This is a genomic window from Acinetobacter wuhouensis (genome assembly GCF_001696605.3).
Lineage (GTDB): Bacteria > Pseudomonadota > Gammaproteobacteria > Pseudomonadales > Moraxellaceae > Acinetobacter > Acinetobacter wuhouensis.
The window spans coordinates 2,858,528-2,875,327 of the sequence record NZ_CP031716.1 but is presented as its reverse complement, the minus strand read 5'-3'; the positions used below and the strand labels follow the sequence as shown (position 1 = coordinate 2,875,327).

18 protein-coding genes and 1 pseudogene are annotated in these 16,800 nt (G+C 36.3%); 12 read left to right on the top strand and 7 right to left on the bottom strand.

Annotation, left to right across the window (positions count from 1 at the left end; all coding sequences use genetic code 11):
• Positions 1 to 253 precede the first annotated feature (253 nt).
• The 6 genes from pgaB (at position 254) to BEN71_RS14310 (ending at position 7,045) form a co-directional block, all read left to right on the top strand.
• Positions 254 to 2,287: a poly-beta-1,6-N-acetyl-D-glucosamine N-deacetylase PgaB gene (gene pgaB / locus BEN71_RS14335; protein WP_068975764.1), complete on the top strand. Its 2,034-nt coding sequence runs from the start codon at positions 254 to 256 to the stop codon at positions 2,285 to 2,287.
• A gap of 9 nt (positions 2,288 to 2,296) precedes the next feature.
• A complete protein-coding gene (gene pgaC / locus BEN71_RS14330; protein WP_068975763.1) occupies positions 2,297 to 3,562 on the top strand; it encodes a poly-beta-1,6-N-acetyl-D-glucosamine synthase in 1,266 nt (421 codons plus the stop codon).
• 43 nt (positions 3,563 to 3,605) lie between these two features.
• Positions 3,606 to 4,019, top strand: a complete 414-nt coding sequence (gene pgaD, locus BEN71_RS14325) for a poly-beta-1,6-N-acetyl-D-glucosamine biosynthesis protein PgaD (RefSeq protein WP_068975855.1) — start codon at positions 3,606 to 3,608, stop codon at positions 4,017 to 4,019.
• A 57-nt stretch (positions 4,020 to 4,076) separates the two neighbouring features.
• Entirely contained in the window at positions 4,077 to 5,204 is a 1,128-nt protein-coding gene (locus BEN71_RS14320) for an acyltransferase family protein (RefSeq protein WP_068975762.1), read from the top strand.
• Positions 5,205 to 5,341: 137 nt separating this feature from the next.
• Positions 5,342 to 6,259, top strand: a complete 918-nt coding sequence (locus tag BEN71_RS14315; RefSeq protein ID WP_068975761.1) for an HARLDQ motif MBL-fold protein — start codon at positions 5,342 to 5,344, stop codon at positions 6,257 to 6,259.
• Between the two features lie 228 nt (positions 6,260 to 6,487).
• The gene (locus tag BEN71_RS14310) at positions 6,488 to 7,045 is read left to right on the top strand and encodes a hypothetical protein (protein WP_068975760.1); all 558 of its coding nucleotides are present in this window, start codon (positions 6,488 to 6,490) and stop codon (positions 7,043 to 7,045) included.
• A 53-nt stretch (positions 7,046 to 7,098) separates the two neighbouring features.
• Here the strand turns inward: BEN71_RS14310 and BEN71_RS14305 are convergent, their stop codons facing one another.
• Genes BEN71_RS14305 through BEN71_RS14290 form a run of 4 tightly spaced genes read right to left on the bottom strand, consistent with a single transcriptional unit; the run spans position 7,099 to position 9,870 of the window.
• Positions 7,099 to 7,458, bottom strand: a complete 360-nt coding sequence (locus tag BEN71_RS14305; RefSeq protein WP_068975759.1) for a lysozyme inhibitor LprI family protein — start codon at positions 7,456 to 7,458, stop codon at positions 7,099 to 7,101.
• 37 nt (positions 7,459 to 7,495) lie between these two features.
• The gene (locus tag BEN71_RS14300; protein ID WP_068975758.1) at positions 7,496 to 8,056 is read right to left on the bottom strand and encodes a TetR/AcrR family transcriptional regulator; all 561 of its coding nucleotides are present in this window, start codon (positions 8,054 to 8,056) and stop codon (positions 7,496 to 7,498) included.
• Positions 8,057 to 8,099: 43 nt separating this feature from the next.
• Positions 8,100 to 9,026, bottom strand: coding sequence for an alpha/beta hydrolase family protein (locus BEN71_RS14295; RefSeq protein ID WP_068975854.1), 927 nt, complete (start codon positions 9,024 to 9,026; stop codon positions 8,100 to 8,102).
• A gap of 55 nt (positions 9,027 to 9,081) precedes the next feature.
• Positions 9,082 to 9,870 (bottom strand): crotonase/enoyl-CoA hydratase family protein, encoded by a 789-nt coding sequence (locus BEN71_RS14290; RefSeq protein WP_068975757.1) that lies wholly within the window; start codon positions 9,868 to 9,870, stop codon positions 9,082 to 9,084.
• 205 nt (positions 9,871 to 10,075) lie between these two features.
• On the opposite strand from BEN71_RS14290, the gene BEN71_RS14285 reads away from it, so the two are divergent.
• On the top strand, positions 10,076 to 11,080 hold the full coding sequence (locus tag BEN71_RS14285) for a hypothetical protein (protein WP_068975756.1): 1,005 nt from the start codon (positions 10,076 to 10,078) through the stop codon (positions 11,078 to 11,080).
• Between the two features lie 192 nt (positions 11,081 to 11,272).
• Here BEN71_RS14285 and BEN71_RS14280 read toward each other — a convergent pair.
• Positions 11,273 to 11,401, bottom strand: a pseudogene (locus BEN71_RS14280) (IS481 family transposase); the annotation flags it as partial.
• A gap of 283 nt (positions 11,402 to 11,684) precedes the next feature.
• On the opposite strand from BEN71_RS14280, the gene pnuC reads away from it, so the two are divergent.
• From pnuC to BEN71_RS14255, 5 genes are all read left to right on the top strand, one after another.
• Positions 11,685 to 12,269: a nicotinamide riboside transporter PnuC gene (gene pnuC / locus BEN71_RS14275; protein ID WP_068975755.1), complete on the top strand. Its 585-nt coding sequence runs from the start codon at positions 11,685 to 11,687 to the stop codon at positions 12,267 to 12,269.
• A 26-nt stretch (positions 12,270 to 12,295) separates the two neighbouring features.
• Positions 12,296 to 12,586: a hypothetical protein gene (locus BEN71_RS14270; RefSeq protein WP_068975754.1), complete on the top strand. Its 291-nt coding sequence runs from the start codon at positions 12,296 to 12,298 to the stop codon at positions 12,584 to 12,586.
• 20 nt (positions 12,587 to 12,606) lie between these two features.
• Positions 12,607 to 12,912: a hypothetical protein gene (locus tag BEN71_RS14265; RefSeq protein WP_068975753.1), complete on the top strand. Its 306-nt coding sequence runs from the start codon at positions 12,607 to 12,609 to the stop codon at positions 12,910 to 12,912.
• Between the two features lie 271 nt (positions 12,913 to 13,183).
• Positions 13,184 to 13,678 carry a DUF2505 family protein gene (locus BEN71_RS14260; protein WP_068975752.1) on the top strand — a complete coding sequence of 165 codons (495 nt, stop codon included), beginning with the start codon at positions 13,184 to 13,186 and terminating at the stop codon, positions 13,676 to 13,678.
• 203 nt (positions 13,679 to 13,881) lie between these two features.
• Positions 13,882 to 15,021 carry a GGDEF domain-containing protein gene (locus BEN71_RS14255; RefSeq protein ID WP_068975853.1) on the top strand — a complete coding sequence of 380 codons (1,140 nt, stop codon included), beginning with the start codon at positions 13,882 to 13,884 and terminating at the stop codon, positions 15,019 to 15,021.
• Here the strand turns inward: BEN71_RS14255 and BEN71_RS14250 are convergent.
• Positions 15,018 to 16,304, bottom strand: coding sequence for an MFS transporter (locus BEN71_RS14250; protein WP_068975751.1), 1,287 nt, complete (start codon positions 16,302 to 16,304; stop codon positions 15,018 to 15,020). The two genes, BEN71_RS14255 and BEN71_RS14250, sit on opposite strands and share 4 nt — an antisense overlap.
• Before the next feature lie 151 nt (positions 16,305 to 16,455).
• Positions 16,456 to 16,659, bottom strand: coding sequence for an amino acid transport protein (locus tag BEN71_RS14245; RefSeq protein ID WP_068975750.1), 204 nt, complete (start codon positions 16,657 to 16,659; stop codon positions 16,456 to 16,458).
• Between the last annotated feature and the right edge of the window lie 141 nt (positions 16,660 to 16,800).

Here is a 16,800-nt window from a genome sequence, read left to right as displayed (position 1 = left end):
TGATTCTAAGACCATTAAATAATCAGCATGTAACAATCATCTACAATATTTTTGTTTTAAAAGTGTTTAAATAGTACAAATAAATAATTCTACTCAGAATTGTTTTTTAAGATTCGTTTCAGTTTTATTCTTTTAAATCATCGTTGTAAAAGCTCTGATTATTTTCGTCCAAAAAAGGATTTTAGTACCTCAATCATTGAGGTGCTACGGGCGTATTCAGATTTAGAACAATGATGATTGAGTATTTAAATATATGTTAAGCCGTTACTTTTCTCCTTCAGCGATGATGTGCATAACACTATTATTTTCTCCTTTTTATAATAGTGCGATGGCAGAAGTAGATCCAGTTACTACTGATAGTACAGTGGTACAAGAACTTCCAAAGATTGATTTAAATACGCTGACGATCATTGGCTATCATGAAATTACTGAAAAGAAAGATGCAGTGATGCCAGCGTATGCAGTGACACCGAAGCAATTCGAATTGCATTTAGATTGGTTGCAAAAGAATGGCTATAACTTTGTTAATGTTGATCAAATTATCAAAGCCAATGAAGGTAAATCTAAGTTACCGACTAAACCAGTTTTATTGACTGTAGATGATGGTTATCAGTCTTTTTATAAATACGCTTATCCAATTTTAAAACAACGTAAAATTCCAGTGGTGCTCGCTGTAGTTGGTTCGTGGCTTGAACCAAAAGCCAATGCCATGGTGCAGTTTGGTGATGACAAACTGGATCGGAAAAAACTGCTGTCGTGGGATGAGCTAAAAACCATGCAGAAGAGTGGCATCGTTGAGATTGGTAGCCATAGTTATAATTTACATCGTGGTGTAACAGGCAATCCGCAAGGGAACTCTGAACCTGCCGCAGTGACACGTGAATATAATCCTAAAACTAAGACTTATGAAGATGACAAGGATTACGCAGATCGTATTTTTAACGATTTGAAAAAGAACAATAAGGTCTTGTCTGCACATGGTCTAAAAGCACCACGCGTGATGGTGTGGCCTTATGGACGCTACAATATGGAAGCGGTTGCTTTGGCTAAAAAAGCAGGCATGCCGATGACCATTAGCCTAGATGACGGTCCAGACCATATTGAAAAATCTTTAGGTCATATGAACCGGATCTTGGTTGAAGGTGGAATGACAACAGACTCATTGGCGCAAGAAATTCAGAGCCGTCAAATGGGTTTTACTGACAATAATCGTCCGCAAAAAATTATGCATGTCGATTTGGACTATATCTATGATCCTGATGAAGCACAGCAAGAGAAAAACTTAGGGCGTTTGTTAGACCGTATCCGTGATATGCATGTCACAACAGTATTTTTACAAGCTTTTGCTGATCCAGATGCCAATGGTTCAGCGGATATGGTGTATTTCCCAAACCGTTATTTGCCAATGCGTGCTGACTTGTTTAACCGTGTGGCATGGCAAATCCAATCTCGGACACAAGTTGGGCGTTTATATGCATGGATGCCATTATTGGCATGGGAATTACCTGCGTCAAATCCTGCATCTAAAGATTTAGTAGTGACGCAACAAGCAAAAAATAGTGACCATTTAAATATGGGTTATCACCGTCTAAGCCCTTACTCACCTGAAGCGCGTAAAGTGATTGAAGGCCTATACGAAGATTTGGCAAAGTCGACAACATTTGATGGAATCTTATTCCATGACGACGCAACATTGTCAGATTATGAAGATGCAAGTCCGGATGCGATCAAAGCTTATGAAAAAATTGGTTTACCTGCAGATTTAGACGAAATTCGTAATGATGATGCGAAACTTCAAAAATGGACAGATTTTAAAACCAAAACCATTGATAACTTTGCTATGGATTTGGCACAAAAAGCACGTTATTACCAACCATTCTTACTCACTGCACGTAATTTATATGCTCAAGTTGCCTTGTCCGCGTATTCTGAAAATTGGTATGCACAGTCTTTAGAACAATCTATTCAAAAATATGACTTTACTGCAATCATGGCAATGCCATATATGGAACAAGCGCCTGATGCAGACAAGTTTTATAAAGATTTAGTTAAACGTGTGAAACAACAGCCGAATGGGATTAAAAAGACCATTTTTGAATTACAAGCGGTGAATTGGCGCAATAACCAAAAAATTCCGACTTCTGAAATGACGCAAACGATAGCTTCGTTGTATCAGCAAGGCGTAATGCATGTGGGCTATTATCCAGATGATCCAATTGAGGAGCATCCTAACACGGCTGAAATGCGTAAAGTATTCGATTCTAAACCACAACGTATGGTTCCTTAGGGTATTGTTATGAATGCAATTCAGCATCTGTGGCAGTCGATATTAAATTTTATTTTTTATTATCCATTGTTCATGTCGTTTTTGTGGATGATCGGTGCAGTTATTTTTCATTGGAAAGAGCGTCAAGATCCGCCTTATAAACAGCCTGCGCCATTGAAAGAATATCCTTTGGTTGCAGTACTTGTGCCTTGTTTTAATGAACAGGACAATGCGCATGAAACCATTAGTCATGCATTAAAATTAGATTATCCAAACTTTGAGGTCATTGCGATTAATGACGGCAGCTCTGACAATACCAAAGAAATTTTGAATGAATTGGCGTTGAAATATGACAAACTTCGTGTCGTTCATTTGGCGGAGAACCAAGGTAAAGCAATGGCTTTGCAAGCAGGCAGTTTGTTGACAGATGCTGAATATTTAATTGGGATTGATGGAGATGCTTTACTTGATCCGCATGCAGCACAATGGATGATTCGACATTTTATCGACCACCCTACAGTTGCGGCAGTCACAGGTAATCCACGTATTCGTACCCGATCAACACTACTTGGTCGAATTCAAGTCGGTGAGTTTTCTTCGATTGTGGGCATGATTAAACGTGCGCAAAGTACCTTTGGGCGTTTATTTACTGTATCTGGTGTGATTACTGCATTCCGTAAAAGCGCGGTGCATGAGGTGGGCTATTGGTCACCGAATATGTTGACCGAAGACATTGATGTGACATGGAAATTACACCGAGCAGGGTGGGAAGTACGCTTTGAACCGAATGCCTTGGTGTGGATTTTAATGCCTGAAACTTTTAATGGTTTGTGGAAGCAGCGTCTACGTTGGGCAATGGGTGGGGCACAGGTTCTATTAAAAAATATAGATGTATTGCTAAAGCCAAAACTGAATTTTCTTTGGCCCCTTATCATTGAATTGATCCTGACCTTGGTTTGGTCATATTTAATGTTAATCATGGTGATTTTCTGGATTTTACATTTAGTTTTGCCTTTGCTTGGAACGCCTGCAATCAGTTCACCGTTGTTACCAATGGGAACAGGAATATTATTGGGTACGACTTGTCTATTGCAATTTGCAATCAGTAAATGGATGGACAGTCGCTATGAATCGACTTTAGTGAAAAACTACTATTGGATGATTTGGTATCCTTTTGTATTTTGGTTGATTACCGTCACAGCAAGTATTGTGGCATTTCCCAAAGTACTTAAATTGGGAAGCAGTAAACGAGCGCGTTGGGTGAGTCCTGACCGTGGTATGCGCCAAGATGGCTGATGATTTGAATATGTCTGAGCAAAATCAGACCAAAGGCAAAAATATGAAAGCAGAATCTTTGATTATTGATTTGCGTAAGCAGTTGCCGTGGCATCGTCGTTATTTCTCTACGACAATGACAGCAATGTTGTGGGCATTTTGGTTATTGCTTTGGCGTCCAATCGTGATTTTGGTGGGTTATCTTTCTTTGGAAAAACCACAGTTGATCCATTATTTTTTCGAAGCTTTTGCCAAAGCTTTAGAAAATGGTTTAATTGCATTAATTGCTTGTGCGGTTTCTTTATGGTTATGGAGTAACTTTGTTCCTGCGAAAACTAAAAAGGAAATGGAACCTAAATCTACACAGGATTATGCCGACCATTTCAACTTAAATGTTGAGGCTTTAGTTCATTCACGTCAGCAGAAAATTTCAACTGTCCACCATGATGCGGATGGTCGTATCACTTATATCGACTAAGTATTGGTCGATCAAAGCCCCACCTGTTGGGACTTCGATGTACAAAGGGAATCCTTCATGTCCGCAAAAATAAATTCGGCAGAGAGCATTCGAGGTTTGGCTTGCTTAGCTGTCGTTTTTTCTCATCTCGCGATGAGTTTTTTTCCATACTTACATCATTTTGATCCAAATGAAGTGACTGATTTGGCGTGGGTAAATGCAACGCATCATTCACCATTTGCATTTATTTATTCAGGTGATGCAGCCGTTTTTGTATTTTTTGTATTGAGTGGTTATGTACTTAGTTATGCGACATTAAATAAGCCTGAGCAATTCCATAAAAAAATCAAAATGATGATGGTAAAGCGTTATCCTCGTCTTATGATTCCTGCATTGACATCCTGTTTAATCATTTGGCTGGTCTTTAAATTTGTCCATATTAATAGTCATCATGTTGGAATGTGGCTTCAAGCATTTACTGTGCAAGGTTTTAGTTTAAAGCAAGTCCTCTATGAGGGAACAATAGGTGCTTTTCTATTTTCAGAAAGTGATGTCAATTGGGTGCTATGGACTATGACGATTGAGTTAATGGGATCATTTGCATTATTTTTTCTATTGTATCTACTCCACTATAAAAAAATCGCGTTTTGGCTAGGCTCGGTGATTATTCCTTGTCTTGCTTATTATTGGAGAGGTCAGGGATTTAGCTTCGGGATTTCGAGCTTTATTATCGGGATCTATATTTATCTTTATGCCAAAACCTTAACGAGTTATGTTGCTATCCCTGTGTTATTGCTCGGTTTATATTTTGCAGGTGCGCATAATACCAGTGCATCTTATCAGTGGTTGTATGCCTTTTGGGGAGAGCACACCTATGATTATTGCAACTTCTTGGCAGGAACCCTGATCGTTTATAGTGTGCTGATGAGCCCATTATTATCCAAATGCTTAGATCATCCGATACTGGTTTGGCTCGGGAAATTATCATTTTCCATTTATTTACTGCATTTATTAATGCTGTATTTGGTGTGTATCCCTCTATTTAATTTATTCTTTAATATGGGATGGAGTTATTCTGCTTCAGCGATTTTTTCAGGGTTGAGTGCGATTGGTGCAACGTTGATTGTGGCAAATTTTTATAGCCGTTATGTCGATGAATTTGCAATTAAAGCCAGTAATGCACTTGCCAATAAAGTGTTGAACTAAGCTTTTATTTGAAATTTCATATTTTGAAAATAACTTTTACAATTTTGCATTGAGTTTGTTGTTTTTTAAGCAATAAAAAATTGAAAAGTGTCGTAATTTGATAAAGTATAGCGGTTTTATTGGCATGGACCGCTTCAATGCATCTGATCAAATCAATAGCATTTTCACTCATGGCGATGAGCTTTCAACTCGCGCATGCAACTCCATTAAATGCGCAACAAGCATTAACTGAAGCACCACCTTTGAGTTTGTTCGAGTCGTGGAATACACCTATTGAGCCATTCAAGATTTTCAATCATATCTACTATGTCGGTACTGAAAATTTATCTTCCGTGTTGTTTGACACAGGTGATGGTTTGGTTCTAATTGACAGTGGCATTGCTCAATCTGCACCACAAATTAAAGCCAATATAGAAAAGTTAGGTTTTAAAATTACAGATGTTAAGTATTTGCTGAATAGTCATGCACGTTTAGACCAAGCGGGTGGTTTTGCGCAATTAAAACAATGGAGTGGGGCAAAATTAATCGCGAGTGCTGCCAATGCTGAAATGCTTGCCAATGGCGCGACTTCGGATTTTGCTTTGGGAAATCAATTATTATTTCCAGTGGTAAAAGCGGACATTATTATTAAAGATGGTGAACAGCTTAAACTTGGTCGCCAAACTTTTACTGCGCATGCAACACCTGGGCATTTGCCTGGGGCGACGTCTTGGACCACTGATGTAAAATATCATTTTAAAAATTATAAAGTGATTTATGCAGATAGCTTATTTACAGGTGGCTATTACCTGTTAAATAATAAAAATTATCCAGATATTGTGTCAGATATGCAGCAAACTTTTAAAACTTTAGAAGCGATTCATGCAGATATTTTCCTTGCCAATAAGGCTGATCGTTTTAATATGAAACAGAAATTGGAAAAGTTGCAAGCAGGCGATAAACGGGCTTTTATTGACCCTACAGGCTTACAAAGTTATGTGGAAAAAGGCAAAGCTGACTTTGAAAAACAGTTGCAAGATCAACAGCAATTAGCTCAGTTAAAGTCTTTGCAATAATTCAATCACCATCCAATGGGTGTTCTATATGCAAGGTATAGTACATCCAACTATATTTCGATTGTAAAGTTAATAAATTGACAATGAAAAAAAATGTTACGTTTAAGCCAAATACTCGAATTTAGATAGTTATACAATTTAGAGTGTAAATTATTAAAAATATTCAAATTACAAAACCGTAAAGCTGTATATAGATTGCATTGCAATTGAAAAGTTTGAGATCATATTATGTTGAAAATTATTATTTTTATTCTCGTGATAGGCGTATTGTATGTCCTATGGCGTATGGTCGCAAAACATAAAATCAATGCAGCATTTGATCAACAACGACAAGATTTATCTCAAATTGTTCAACATGATGATGAATTACCAGAGAAAACTAAAATCATTAAACAGATGATTGATGAGGAACGTCAAAAAGCAGTGGTAGAGTCCGTTGATTCGTCACAGGATTCCGCAGGGTCAACGATTGAACATCAGATTACTGAAGTTGAAGTTAGCGATGAAGATCAGCGCTTATTTGACTCGGCAGCCGAAATGTTTTTTTCACAAGCTTTACGAGTGCGAGACTTCCTACAAGCGGAAAAAATTCAACAAGAGCTGTTAAGTAAAATGCCAATGAATACAGAAAGCCAAGTGGGTGCTTTTGATTTTGGCGAATGGTCAGTGTTTTGGCATTATCATGATCAATCACTTGAATATTATGTGGGACGTTACGGTATTTTCTATGCCCATGTCGATTGTGAGGGGATAGAGCATAAAGCTGAGTTTAAAGACGTGATTTAAAAGATAAGGCTTAAAAGGTGTGACTTAAAAGAAATGGTCTGATTTTAAATGACTTAATTTTCGATAAGTGATTTCAATTCTTTTAATCGAAACTCAGTTGAATTGATTTGACAGTCTAGATGGGCAAAGCCAGAGGCTAATCCTAATGTACCATAAGTCAAACTACTCATAAGTTCATCACACTGGGCAATACGATAATTGAGCCAAGCTTTTTGTGATTTTTCTAATAATGCTTTATTTTTCTCATCATATTGATTATAGACTTGTTGGTAAAGTTTGTTCATTTTAGCTTTATCAGTTTTAAGTTGTTGTTCCATGCATTTATAAAGCGACATTTGATCTTGTTGATTGCATTGGGCAAAACTAATAGTAGGTATGAAGCTAAGGCTAAATATTAAAAGATTGAATTTCATTGATTATTTCCAAAGTGGATTATAATGATGAGCACTTTTATTGATCAAGAGTTTGTAAAATTCTAGATTTAATTTGATCTAAATAAAATAAGTCATTGTTTAAACGATACATTAAAATAGCACCTTCATAATCCGCAACACTGATTTTTGCTAGATTTTGCGCCGTATTTTCATTAAGTTTTTGCTTAAAAAGTTGATAAAAAGCGGTTTGCCAATCTTGGAAAATATCTCGAATTTTTTGAAGAATCTGTTCCGAAATTGAGCTGGCTTCGAGTGAGATGATGCCTACCAAACAGCCTTTAATTTCATAGCTAAAAAACTGTATTGCTTTGCGATGCATATTTTCAAATTGTGTGATTGGATCAACTTCATTGAAGTCATCTAGTGTGAACAACTGTTGATTTAAATATTGATGTGTATGTTCTAAGGCTTTGAGTAATAAGGCTTCTTTGTTTGGTGCATAATAATAGAAAGATGCTTTACTCAACCCACAAGCTTTTGCCAACATCTCCATGCTCGTTCCTGCATATCCGTGCGCTTTAAATTGCAATGCGCAGATGTTGAGCATTTGTTCTGAGGAGAGTTTTTGTGGGCGCATAGATATCCTTATGGCAAGCCGAATTGATTAAACATTCAAAATGTTAATCAGCGATTAAGGTGGTGAATGTATTGAGCATTTTATCCCAAATTTGTTCAGAATCTTTACGGAAATAGCCCATATGACCAATTTGTTTTAAGCCAAACTCATCTGCTGAGATGTTGATAAAGTGCATTGGGGCATTTTTATAATGTTGCATAAATGCATAACGAGAACTTGGTAGCGCCCAATCATCATCTAAGGCTGCAACTGCATAAATCGGTGTTTTGACTTGTGCATATTGCTCATGTAATTCATGTTGTTCAGGATCTGCAAAGAAATAGGTTGGGTTTTTACACCATTTTCGCCACTGCTGATAAACCCCTTTAGGGAGATCAGCCCCCATATTGAGTTTGCTCCATGGTAAATAGCCTGTGACAGCAACCATTGGTGGAAAGACGATATTCCAAATGGCTTGGACTTTGATTTTTTCTTTAAAAGGCATATAACCGTGCCAACCTGCACCAGTACCAAAACAATACATCGCTGTGATTTTTTGATGGTTTGGGGTTAAACCCAAAGCCTGCCCACCGTAGGAATGTCCAACTAAAAATAGTGGTGCATGTTCATCATAGAGGTAATCAATCGCACCAGCTAAATCAAGCTTTCCCCAATCCAGATAAGACATTTGAAAGCCTTTTAAATGTCGCGGAGCAGATTTTCCGATTCCACGATAATCAAATGTTAAGACTTCATAACCCAGTTGTGTCGCATATTCAGAGAAACGACGATAAAACGCTTGTGGCACACCTGTTGCACTTGCAAGGACGATTTTAGCTGTACTTGGATGTGTTGGAGAATAGAGTGTTCCATTCAGTTCATATCCATCTAAAGCTTTAAAAGTAACAGACTGTGCATTGAAGCTATTTTCATTAGCAAAGTCTGTTTTACTTGAAGCGTCTGTTCCGGTTTGGTGTTTTACATTTTGCATCATCGTTTCTCTATAGATCTACATCGCTGACTATTTATGAATTTAAAATAATCAATTATTTGCCTTTGAACTGTGGTGCTCTGCGTTCAAGCATTGCCATTACACCTTCTTGTGCATCTTGTGAGGCAAGTAATGGCGTGAGCAAATCTTGTAAATTGGCAAATGCAGTTTCTGGACTTTGTAAAAAGGCTTGATGTGCAGATTTCAGCGCAGCTTGAACAGCAAGCGGTGCTGCCTGAGCGATACGTTCAGCCAATTCAAGTGCTCGAATTAATTGATTGTTACCTTCAACAACTTCTGTTACCAGATTCATTTCATAGGCAGTTTGCGCATAGAATAAGTCGCCAGTCAGTACATATTTCATGGCTTTTGCCCAGCCTGCTGCTTGCACAAAACGAACGGTTGCACCGCCGAAAGGTAAAATGCCACGTTGTACTTCGATTTGAGTAAATTGGGTATTTTCATTGGCAACTACGATGTCGGAATTCAACATCAACTCAATCCCTGCGGTGTAGCAATAACCTTGTACTGCGGTGACAAGCGGTTTGGTTCTTTGGCGTCCAACCGTTCCCCAAGGATTGACAATATCATCTGAGAAATTGAAAACGCCGTCCGCCAGTTTAGGTTGTAACTCAACCAAGTCTAAGCCAGCGGTAAAATGATCGCCATGGGCAAATACAACAGCGCAGCGTAGTTCAGGATTGTTTTCGTATTCTGTTAATGCCATTGATAGATCGTGAATCATGTGACTATCAAAGGCATTGCGTTTATTCGCACGGTCTAAGCCAATGAGGAAAATATGACCACGAATTTCACGACTGACTTTTCCTTGTGTATCTGACATTTTTGGTTCTCACATTCATTTTGGGTTTAAATGATTCGGTGTTATTTAAGTTTTTAAACGATCGTTAGAAAACAGTCAATCTTTAATATGTGACTGTATCGTTTAAGTTGTATAGCACAGAAAAGCGTATGGCTAATTGGCAAACTGTATTGAGTTTTGAAAATGAGATGGCTATTCTTGTGAAAAATTTTTAAATTGAATAATCATGAAATATAAAAAAATGTTTTTGAGTCTTTCGTTATGTGGCAGTTTGTTGCTTGTGGCATGTCAAAAAAATGATCAAAAGGTGAGTGCGAATGAAAGTGGACAGAAACAAGATGTAACGCAACACAACGTAGCACAGAAGAAAGACAATAAAGCATTGATGTTAGAGGCAATCAAAAAATCGAATAAAGAATTACTGGGTGGGACATGTAAGATCGTATCTGATGTCGATGACGATAGTTTAATTATTGGCGATCTTAACCGTGATGGAAAAGCTGACTTTTTATACGGTTATGCAAAAGTTTGGGAGTGCGATGCACAAGTTCCTGCCTATGAATATGCTATATTTTTACAGAATAAAGATGGCAGTTATCGATTAGCTTCAATTTTTGCAGCAGGCATGCAAGACCACTTAGATCGAGTTGAGTTTAATCGCATTGAAAATAATATTATTAAAGGCGTTATCCCATATTCAGAAGAAAAAGTACAGTACATTTATAAAAATACATCTTTAGAAGAAATAGAAGATCCAAATAAGAAAACGATTATTCAACTCGGGAAGCAGATGTATTCTAATAGTAGTCCTTTTTTCGGCGAGCTTGATCGTATGGGCTATGTGGCGGATGAAGTTGAATGCGGTGGCTTTTTTCCTGATGATCAAGCTGAGAAAAGTACGACGATAGACCATTATGATTTACGCATTGCAAATGATCAAATGGTGGTGATGGGGGTATTTGGTTTAACAGCAAAAGATCAAGTACAAGTGATGGGGAAAACAGTCACATCAGCTACGACTTTGAGCCAAGTAAAGCAACTTTTTAAAACAGGTTATAGCCTTGATGAAAGTAAGAACTCAACTGATACGATAGGTGCTGCAAGTGAGGATGCTGCTAAATTGAAATATGATATAATGCTAAGTATAAATACTAAAGATATGGATGATGCTTATCTATTTTATTTTAAGAATAATCAATTGATTGCAGTAAAATATTTTATACCGTGTTGATGATTCAAAATTACGCTTAATATTATTTATAACTAACTAGAGTTGGAAAAGAAGAATAGAACTTTATACGTATTAGCTCAAACCAACAGTTGCCGAAATTTAATTGTACTAGCTCAAATCTCATCTGACAGTTACCGATATTTAATTGAAAGTGTCAGGTTAAATTTGAGCTAAATTCTTTTCAGCCCAAATTCATTTTCTATCCAGTAATGTTGCAAATGGTGTTCGACCATTGCACACCTTGCCCTGATGGGGTTGATCAGTATTATAAAACTTTAACCACTCACCCAGATCAATTTGTAATTCTTCCAATGATAAATAATATACGCCTTCAGCACTTTCAACGTCATGAATAACTATCATTTTAAAGGCAAACGAATAATCTCTTTGAGTGCATTTAACTCTTTGGTTTTGATCTTGTTCTATAAAATAAATTTCTAATGTGTAAACTTATTTCAGGGCGGGACATAACACATGTAGAAAAAGAGTGTAGTCATACACTCTTTTTTTATTGGTTTAAAACGGTCTGTTTATCGTAGTTTTTCACTTGCAATCATTCCATTTTTTTTCATAATAGCCACTTCTATTTTAAGAAGTTTCCTGCATGTCACCATTAGAAATATTCGCCGTGATTATTAGCCTCATTGGGGTAACATTGACCATTAAGCGTAATATGTGGTGCTGGGGTTTTAATTTTTTAGCTTATATTTTATATGTTTATATCTTCTGGGATTTTAAAATCTACGGCCAGTCGATTTTACAAATTTTCTTTATGGTCGTAAATTTTTATGGCTTTTACCATTGGTTGAAAGGTAAGCAGCAAGACCATGAGATTCGAATAGAACCACTTCCTATACCTAAAGTCATATTTCAAATGATTCTTGCTGCGATTGGTGGAGTAATTTTTGGTTTAGCTTTAGAAAATATTCCAGATGCCAATTTACCAATGCTTGATTCTCAGTTGGCAGCATTTAGTTTATTGGCAACTTATTGGACTAGTCGAAAGCATATTGCGACATGGATCCTGTGGATTTTCGTCAATATTATTTATGTCGGTATGTTTATTTCACAGAATTTATATCCTACAGCGGGTTTATATGCGGCATTCGTTGGCTTGGCGATGTATGGATGGATTCACTGGACAGACGTGAAAAAGAAACAATCGAATCATGCTCTGACAGGGATTTAAAATTTTTAATATGTAATAGGTGAGCCATGATTATTGATTTTGTTCAAATACAAAAACAAAAGTTTCAAGTTGTTGTAAATAAAATCATGGTGAACCCTGAACAGTATATTTATTTTGATTCTGTATCTGATTTTTATAAAGCTGAATGGTTAAAAGAACTTCCTCATGGGTCAACATGGGCTGTTTCTGGACTAGATGATGGTGCTGATGAATTTTATATTCAAATTCAATATAAAGACATGTTGTTTAATATTGAAAGTTTTTTAGATAAAATTGTTTTAAAGTTTGAAAATAAAATCATTCAACTCAAAAAGTAAAATTTTAGAGAGATAAAGATTTGAATAACGAAGTATTTATTTTAGATATTCTTGGCTTCAATCAAAGTAAGTTTGAGCAAATTATTTATGGATTATTTGATCATTTTCATGAGTTTTGTCCATCTTATGAGCCACATTATTTTTGTAAGATGGCGATCTTAGATCAATTGCCTAACCGTGCTGAATTTGATATTTTTGGTTTTGATTGGGGGCAATGGGAGGCTAAAATTTACTATTCAGGCATGTATTTTAAAATAGAAGTACGTCATGAGATTAGATTAGAAATAAAAGATCAATCAGGTCAATTTCATTACAAAATTTTATAAAAGGACATTTTGCATATTTTAATTGATCATTTTCTAAAAATATTCTGACCTTTTTTAATTCATAAATGGTTCTAATAAGAGTTTTGATGCAATATAAAGTTTTAAATCGCACAAAATAATTTTGCGTCATACAGCACTCTAAATCGTTCCAATTTAAAATGTCATAAATAGTGTCGCAAAATGTCAATAAAAAATAGTTTTAGCCCTGTATATTAAAAAATCGAGATGAATTAGATAAATCAAAATTAAAGAAAATCACAAGGAATTCTATATGGCTCATCGTTTTACTATCCATGCAACAATTAATGGGGTATCCATTATTGATTTTAAGCGCTTAGCAAAAGATACAACACTTCATGAAGCAGTGTGTAAACGCATCCCTGGTGAAAATTTACAAATTCTCGAATCGGTTATTCAGGGTGATATTTACACTTTAAAGCGTGTTTATAATCTGGATGTGAATATCCCTGAAATTGCAAAGAAGCTTTTAAAAGATGCATTTAGACTAAAAAGAACTGATGTGACAAATTTAGAAACGTTGATTTCAACTGTTGAATTAGGTGCAAACTTGCCCTTAGAAGCGAGTTGCCAACGCTCAATTACAGGAAATGCGCAGCAGCTTAATATTCAATTAGATTGGCAAGTGAAAGTTAAGGTTCCGTTGGTTGGTGGAATGTTAGAAAAACATGCAGAAGGGGAAATTCGTAAGTTTAGTGATATTGAAATAGGTATCGTGGAAGACGAGCTAAAAAAGAATTTAAAATGAATTGATCGTTTAAAAAAAAGATTATAAAAACGATAAGTTTCTGTTAATGTTGTATATTCATATTTTAATTTTTAATCAAAAACAATAAATAAAGTAAGAAATACTGTGTTTGATTGTATTTGGCGGTTTAGGGTGACATGGGACTGAATCTAAGAGAAAGAATGCATCAATTGATTGCCCCTATTATGAAAATAGGATTAATCGTGAATTGGCGTGATATAGACAAATGCTTCCTAGTATTATTACTAGGGGGATTGGATATTTTATCTTGGATTATCTGGTGGTGGATCAGCGGTTCCAATTCAGACTTACATATTTGGATTAATTTAGATTTTTATCCGACCTTAATGACTGCGTATAGCTTGCTTGCATTTGGATTTTTGATCCTTATTTTGCTAACCAAGCTTCTATACCGAAATCCTATTTATAATAAACTCGTTCCGTATATCACCATTGCTTATTTTGGCTCATCATTCATATTTGGTGGATTTTGTGTTGGGATTTTAAGCCCGGCCACGATTGCAGGTTATGTGAGTTTAGTGACAGTCGCTCTAGTATTGTTTGAACGGAAAGTGGTGTATGCAACGGTACTGCCAATTACAAGTTTTATTTTAATCTGTATTTCGATGAGCCTAGCTGGAACGCTTGAATATAGCCCGATTTTTAGTCAGCAATTACAATCAATGCCGTTGTATAAAAATAGTTTTTGGGTTTATTCAATGGTGTATTTTTATGCACCGATTTTCTTTATTAGTATTGTTTTATTTGAAACGCTTTTAATACAGTGGCGTGAGCGAGAAAAAGCGATTCAGCAAGCAAGTATTATCGACTCGCTTACAGGGATATTTAATCGACGCAAAATGGGGGAGCTTTTTGAGTCGTTAAAAGAACAGCAAGGTGCTTTTGCAATTATTTTACTCGATTTAGATCATTTCAAAGTGATTAATGACACCTATGGGCATGATATTGGCGATATTGTTTTAAAACGTGTTGCTCGGCTGCTTACTGAAAACATTGATGCAGAAGATACTGTTGGGCGTTTTGGTGGTGAAGAATTTATTATATTTTTAAAAAGCGATCGTTTAGCGGATGCAATATTGGTTGCGGAACAATGTCGCGAAGCAATTGCATCTGAAATCATTTATTTAGATCATCAACAAAAACTACAAGTTTCCGCTAGTTTTGGGATTACTGTTGCGCGCTATCCAATTCACTCTAAAGAAGAAGTTGTACGTCAAGCTGACCAAGCTTTATATTTAGCTAAAAGAAATGGGCGTAATCAAGTACGCCACTTTTTTGAAATTAAAGCGATAGTACCTAAGGAACGTCGCCAAACGATTTAGTTTTTGTTTGGATTTACTTCAAATTTCTTACGGTAAAATAAACTGGTGATGATCGTGATCATACACAAGGCAAAAATATAGTACATCGCACCAATATCACTATACAAACTCAGCCATTGAACCAGTGGAAGTGTTAAGCCACCTGCAATCGCATAAGCGACGTTATAAGAAAAAGAAATTCCCGAAAATCGGATTTGAGCAGGGAACATTTTCACCATACTATATGACACCACGCCGACAGTACCTGAAAATAATCCCAAGAGCATATATAAGCCAAATATTGTAGATGAATGAACATGCCCTAAGCTGAGATAAAAAATAGCGGCAATCAAGGCAACGCCCAATGAACCCAATCCAAGAATACGTCCTGCACCAAAGCGATCAGCCAATAATCCAGCGAGAATACAGCCTATCATTTGCATAAGAATCGCTGCACTTTGCATTTGAAATGCATCTGCTCGTTGAAAGCCGAATGAACCTGTCAGTAAGTTTGGCATGGCTAAAATAATTACGACCACGCATCCAGTCAAAAACCATGTAAATAGCATGCCGATCATGACAGCTGATTTATGTGAAGCTAAAACTTGTCTAACAGGTAACTCTTTTGAAAGTTGTTTTTTTGCTTGCATCGCTTTGAAAACAGGCGTTTCTTTAAGATAAGTTCTCAGATATAAAGCAATTAATCCAAAAATACCGCCTGCAATAAATGGAATACGCCATGCCCATGCATGTATTTCAGCTTCATTAAATTTGAGTGAAATGAAGAGCGACATGAGTGCTCCGAGTAAAATACCCAAAGATAAACCTGCGGTCAGTAAACCATTGGCAAAACCAATTTTCTTGTCAGGGACATGTTCAGAAACAAAGGTCCACGCTGCGGGAATTTCTCCACCAATTGCAATGCCTTGAACTACGCGCATCAATAATAGAAGCAGTGGGGCGGCTAAACCGATTTCTGCATAAGTGGGCATGACTCCAATCATTAAAGTAGGTAATGCCATGAGTAAAATAGATAAACTAAATAATCGCTTACGTCCGACGAGATCGCCAAAATGTGCCATGACGATTCCGCCTAAGGGTCGGAAGAAATAGCCCGCAGCGAAAATGCCATAGGTATTCAGCATTGCCCAAAAAGGACTTAATGTCGTAGGAAAGAATAGTTCTGCAATGATTTTTGCGTAAAAAACATAAATGACAAAGTCATAAAATTCGAGTGCGCCACCTAATGACGATAAACCTAGTGTACGTTTGTCTTCCGAGGATAGACGCGTTTGTTCGGTCATAGACAGCTTTCCAAAACTTCAATGAATAAAATGATTTAATTCTATAGCTTAAATTTTTAGTTGAATAATTAAACTTTATTGTGATGTATAAAACAATTTATTATCATTTTTGAAATATTTTACCTCAGTTTGATTTATATAAAGAGCTTACTTAAGCTCGAAGCAACCAAGGAATAATAGTGAGAACAATACCGATAGAACTCAGAATCAGCATATTTTCCATAAAATAAGGAAAGATCATCAGTATGATTCCTGCAATGAAAGGGACAGGCATTTTTTGCTTTTCACCATAAATAAAATAGCCTAAGCCAATTGAGCTAAAGATCAATCCTAGAAACAATGCTGTTGTATTCATAAACTTATTTCTCGATGTGATGCGCTTTTTTACCAGATACAGATTAAAGTAAACTGAATAAATACTCTCTAGATGGTGCTCTGTATCATTGGAAAATTTCTCAATATTACGACTTATATTTGCTGTTTAAGTGAATTGGAA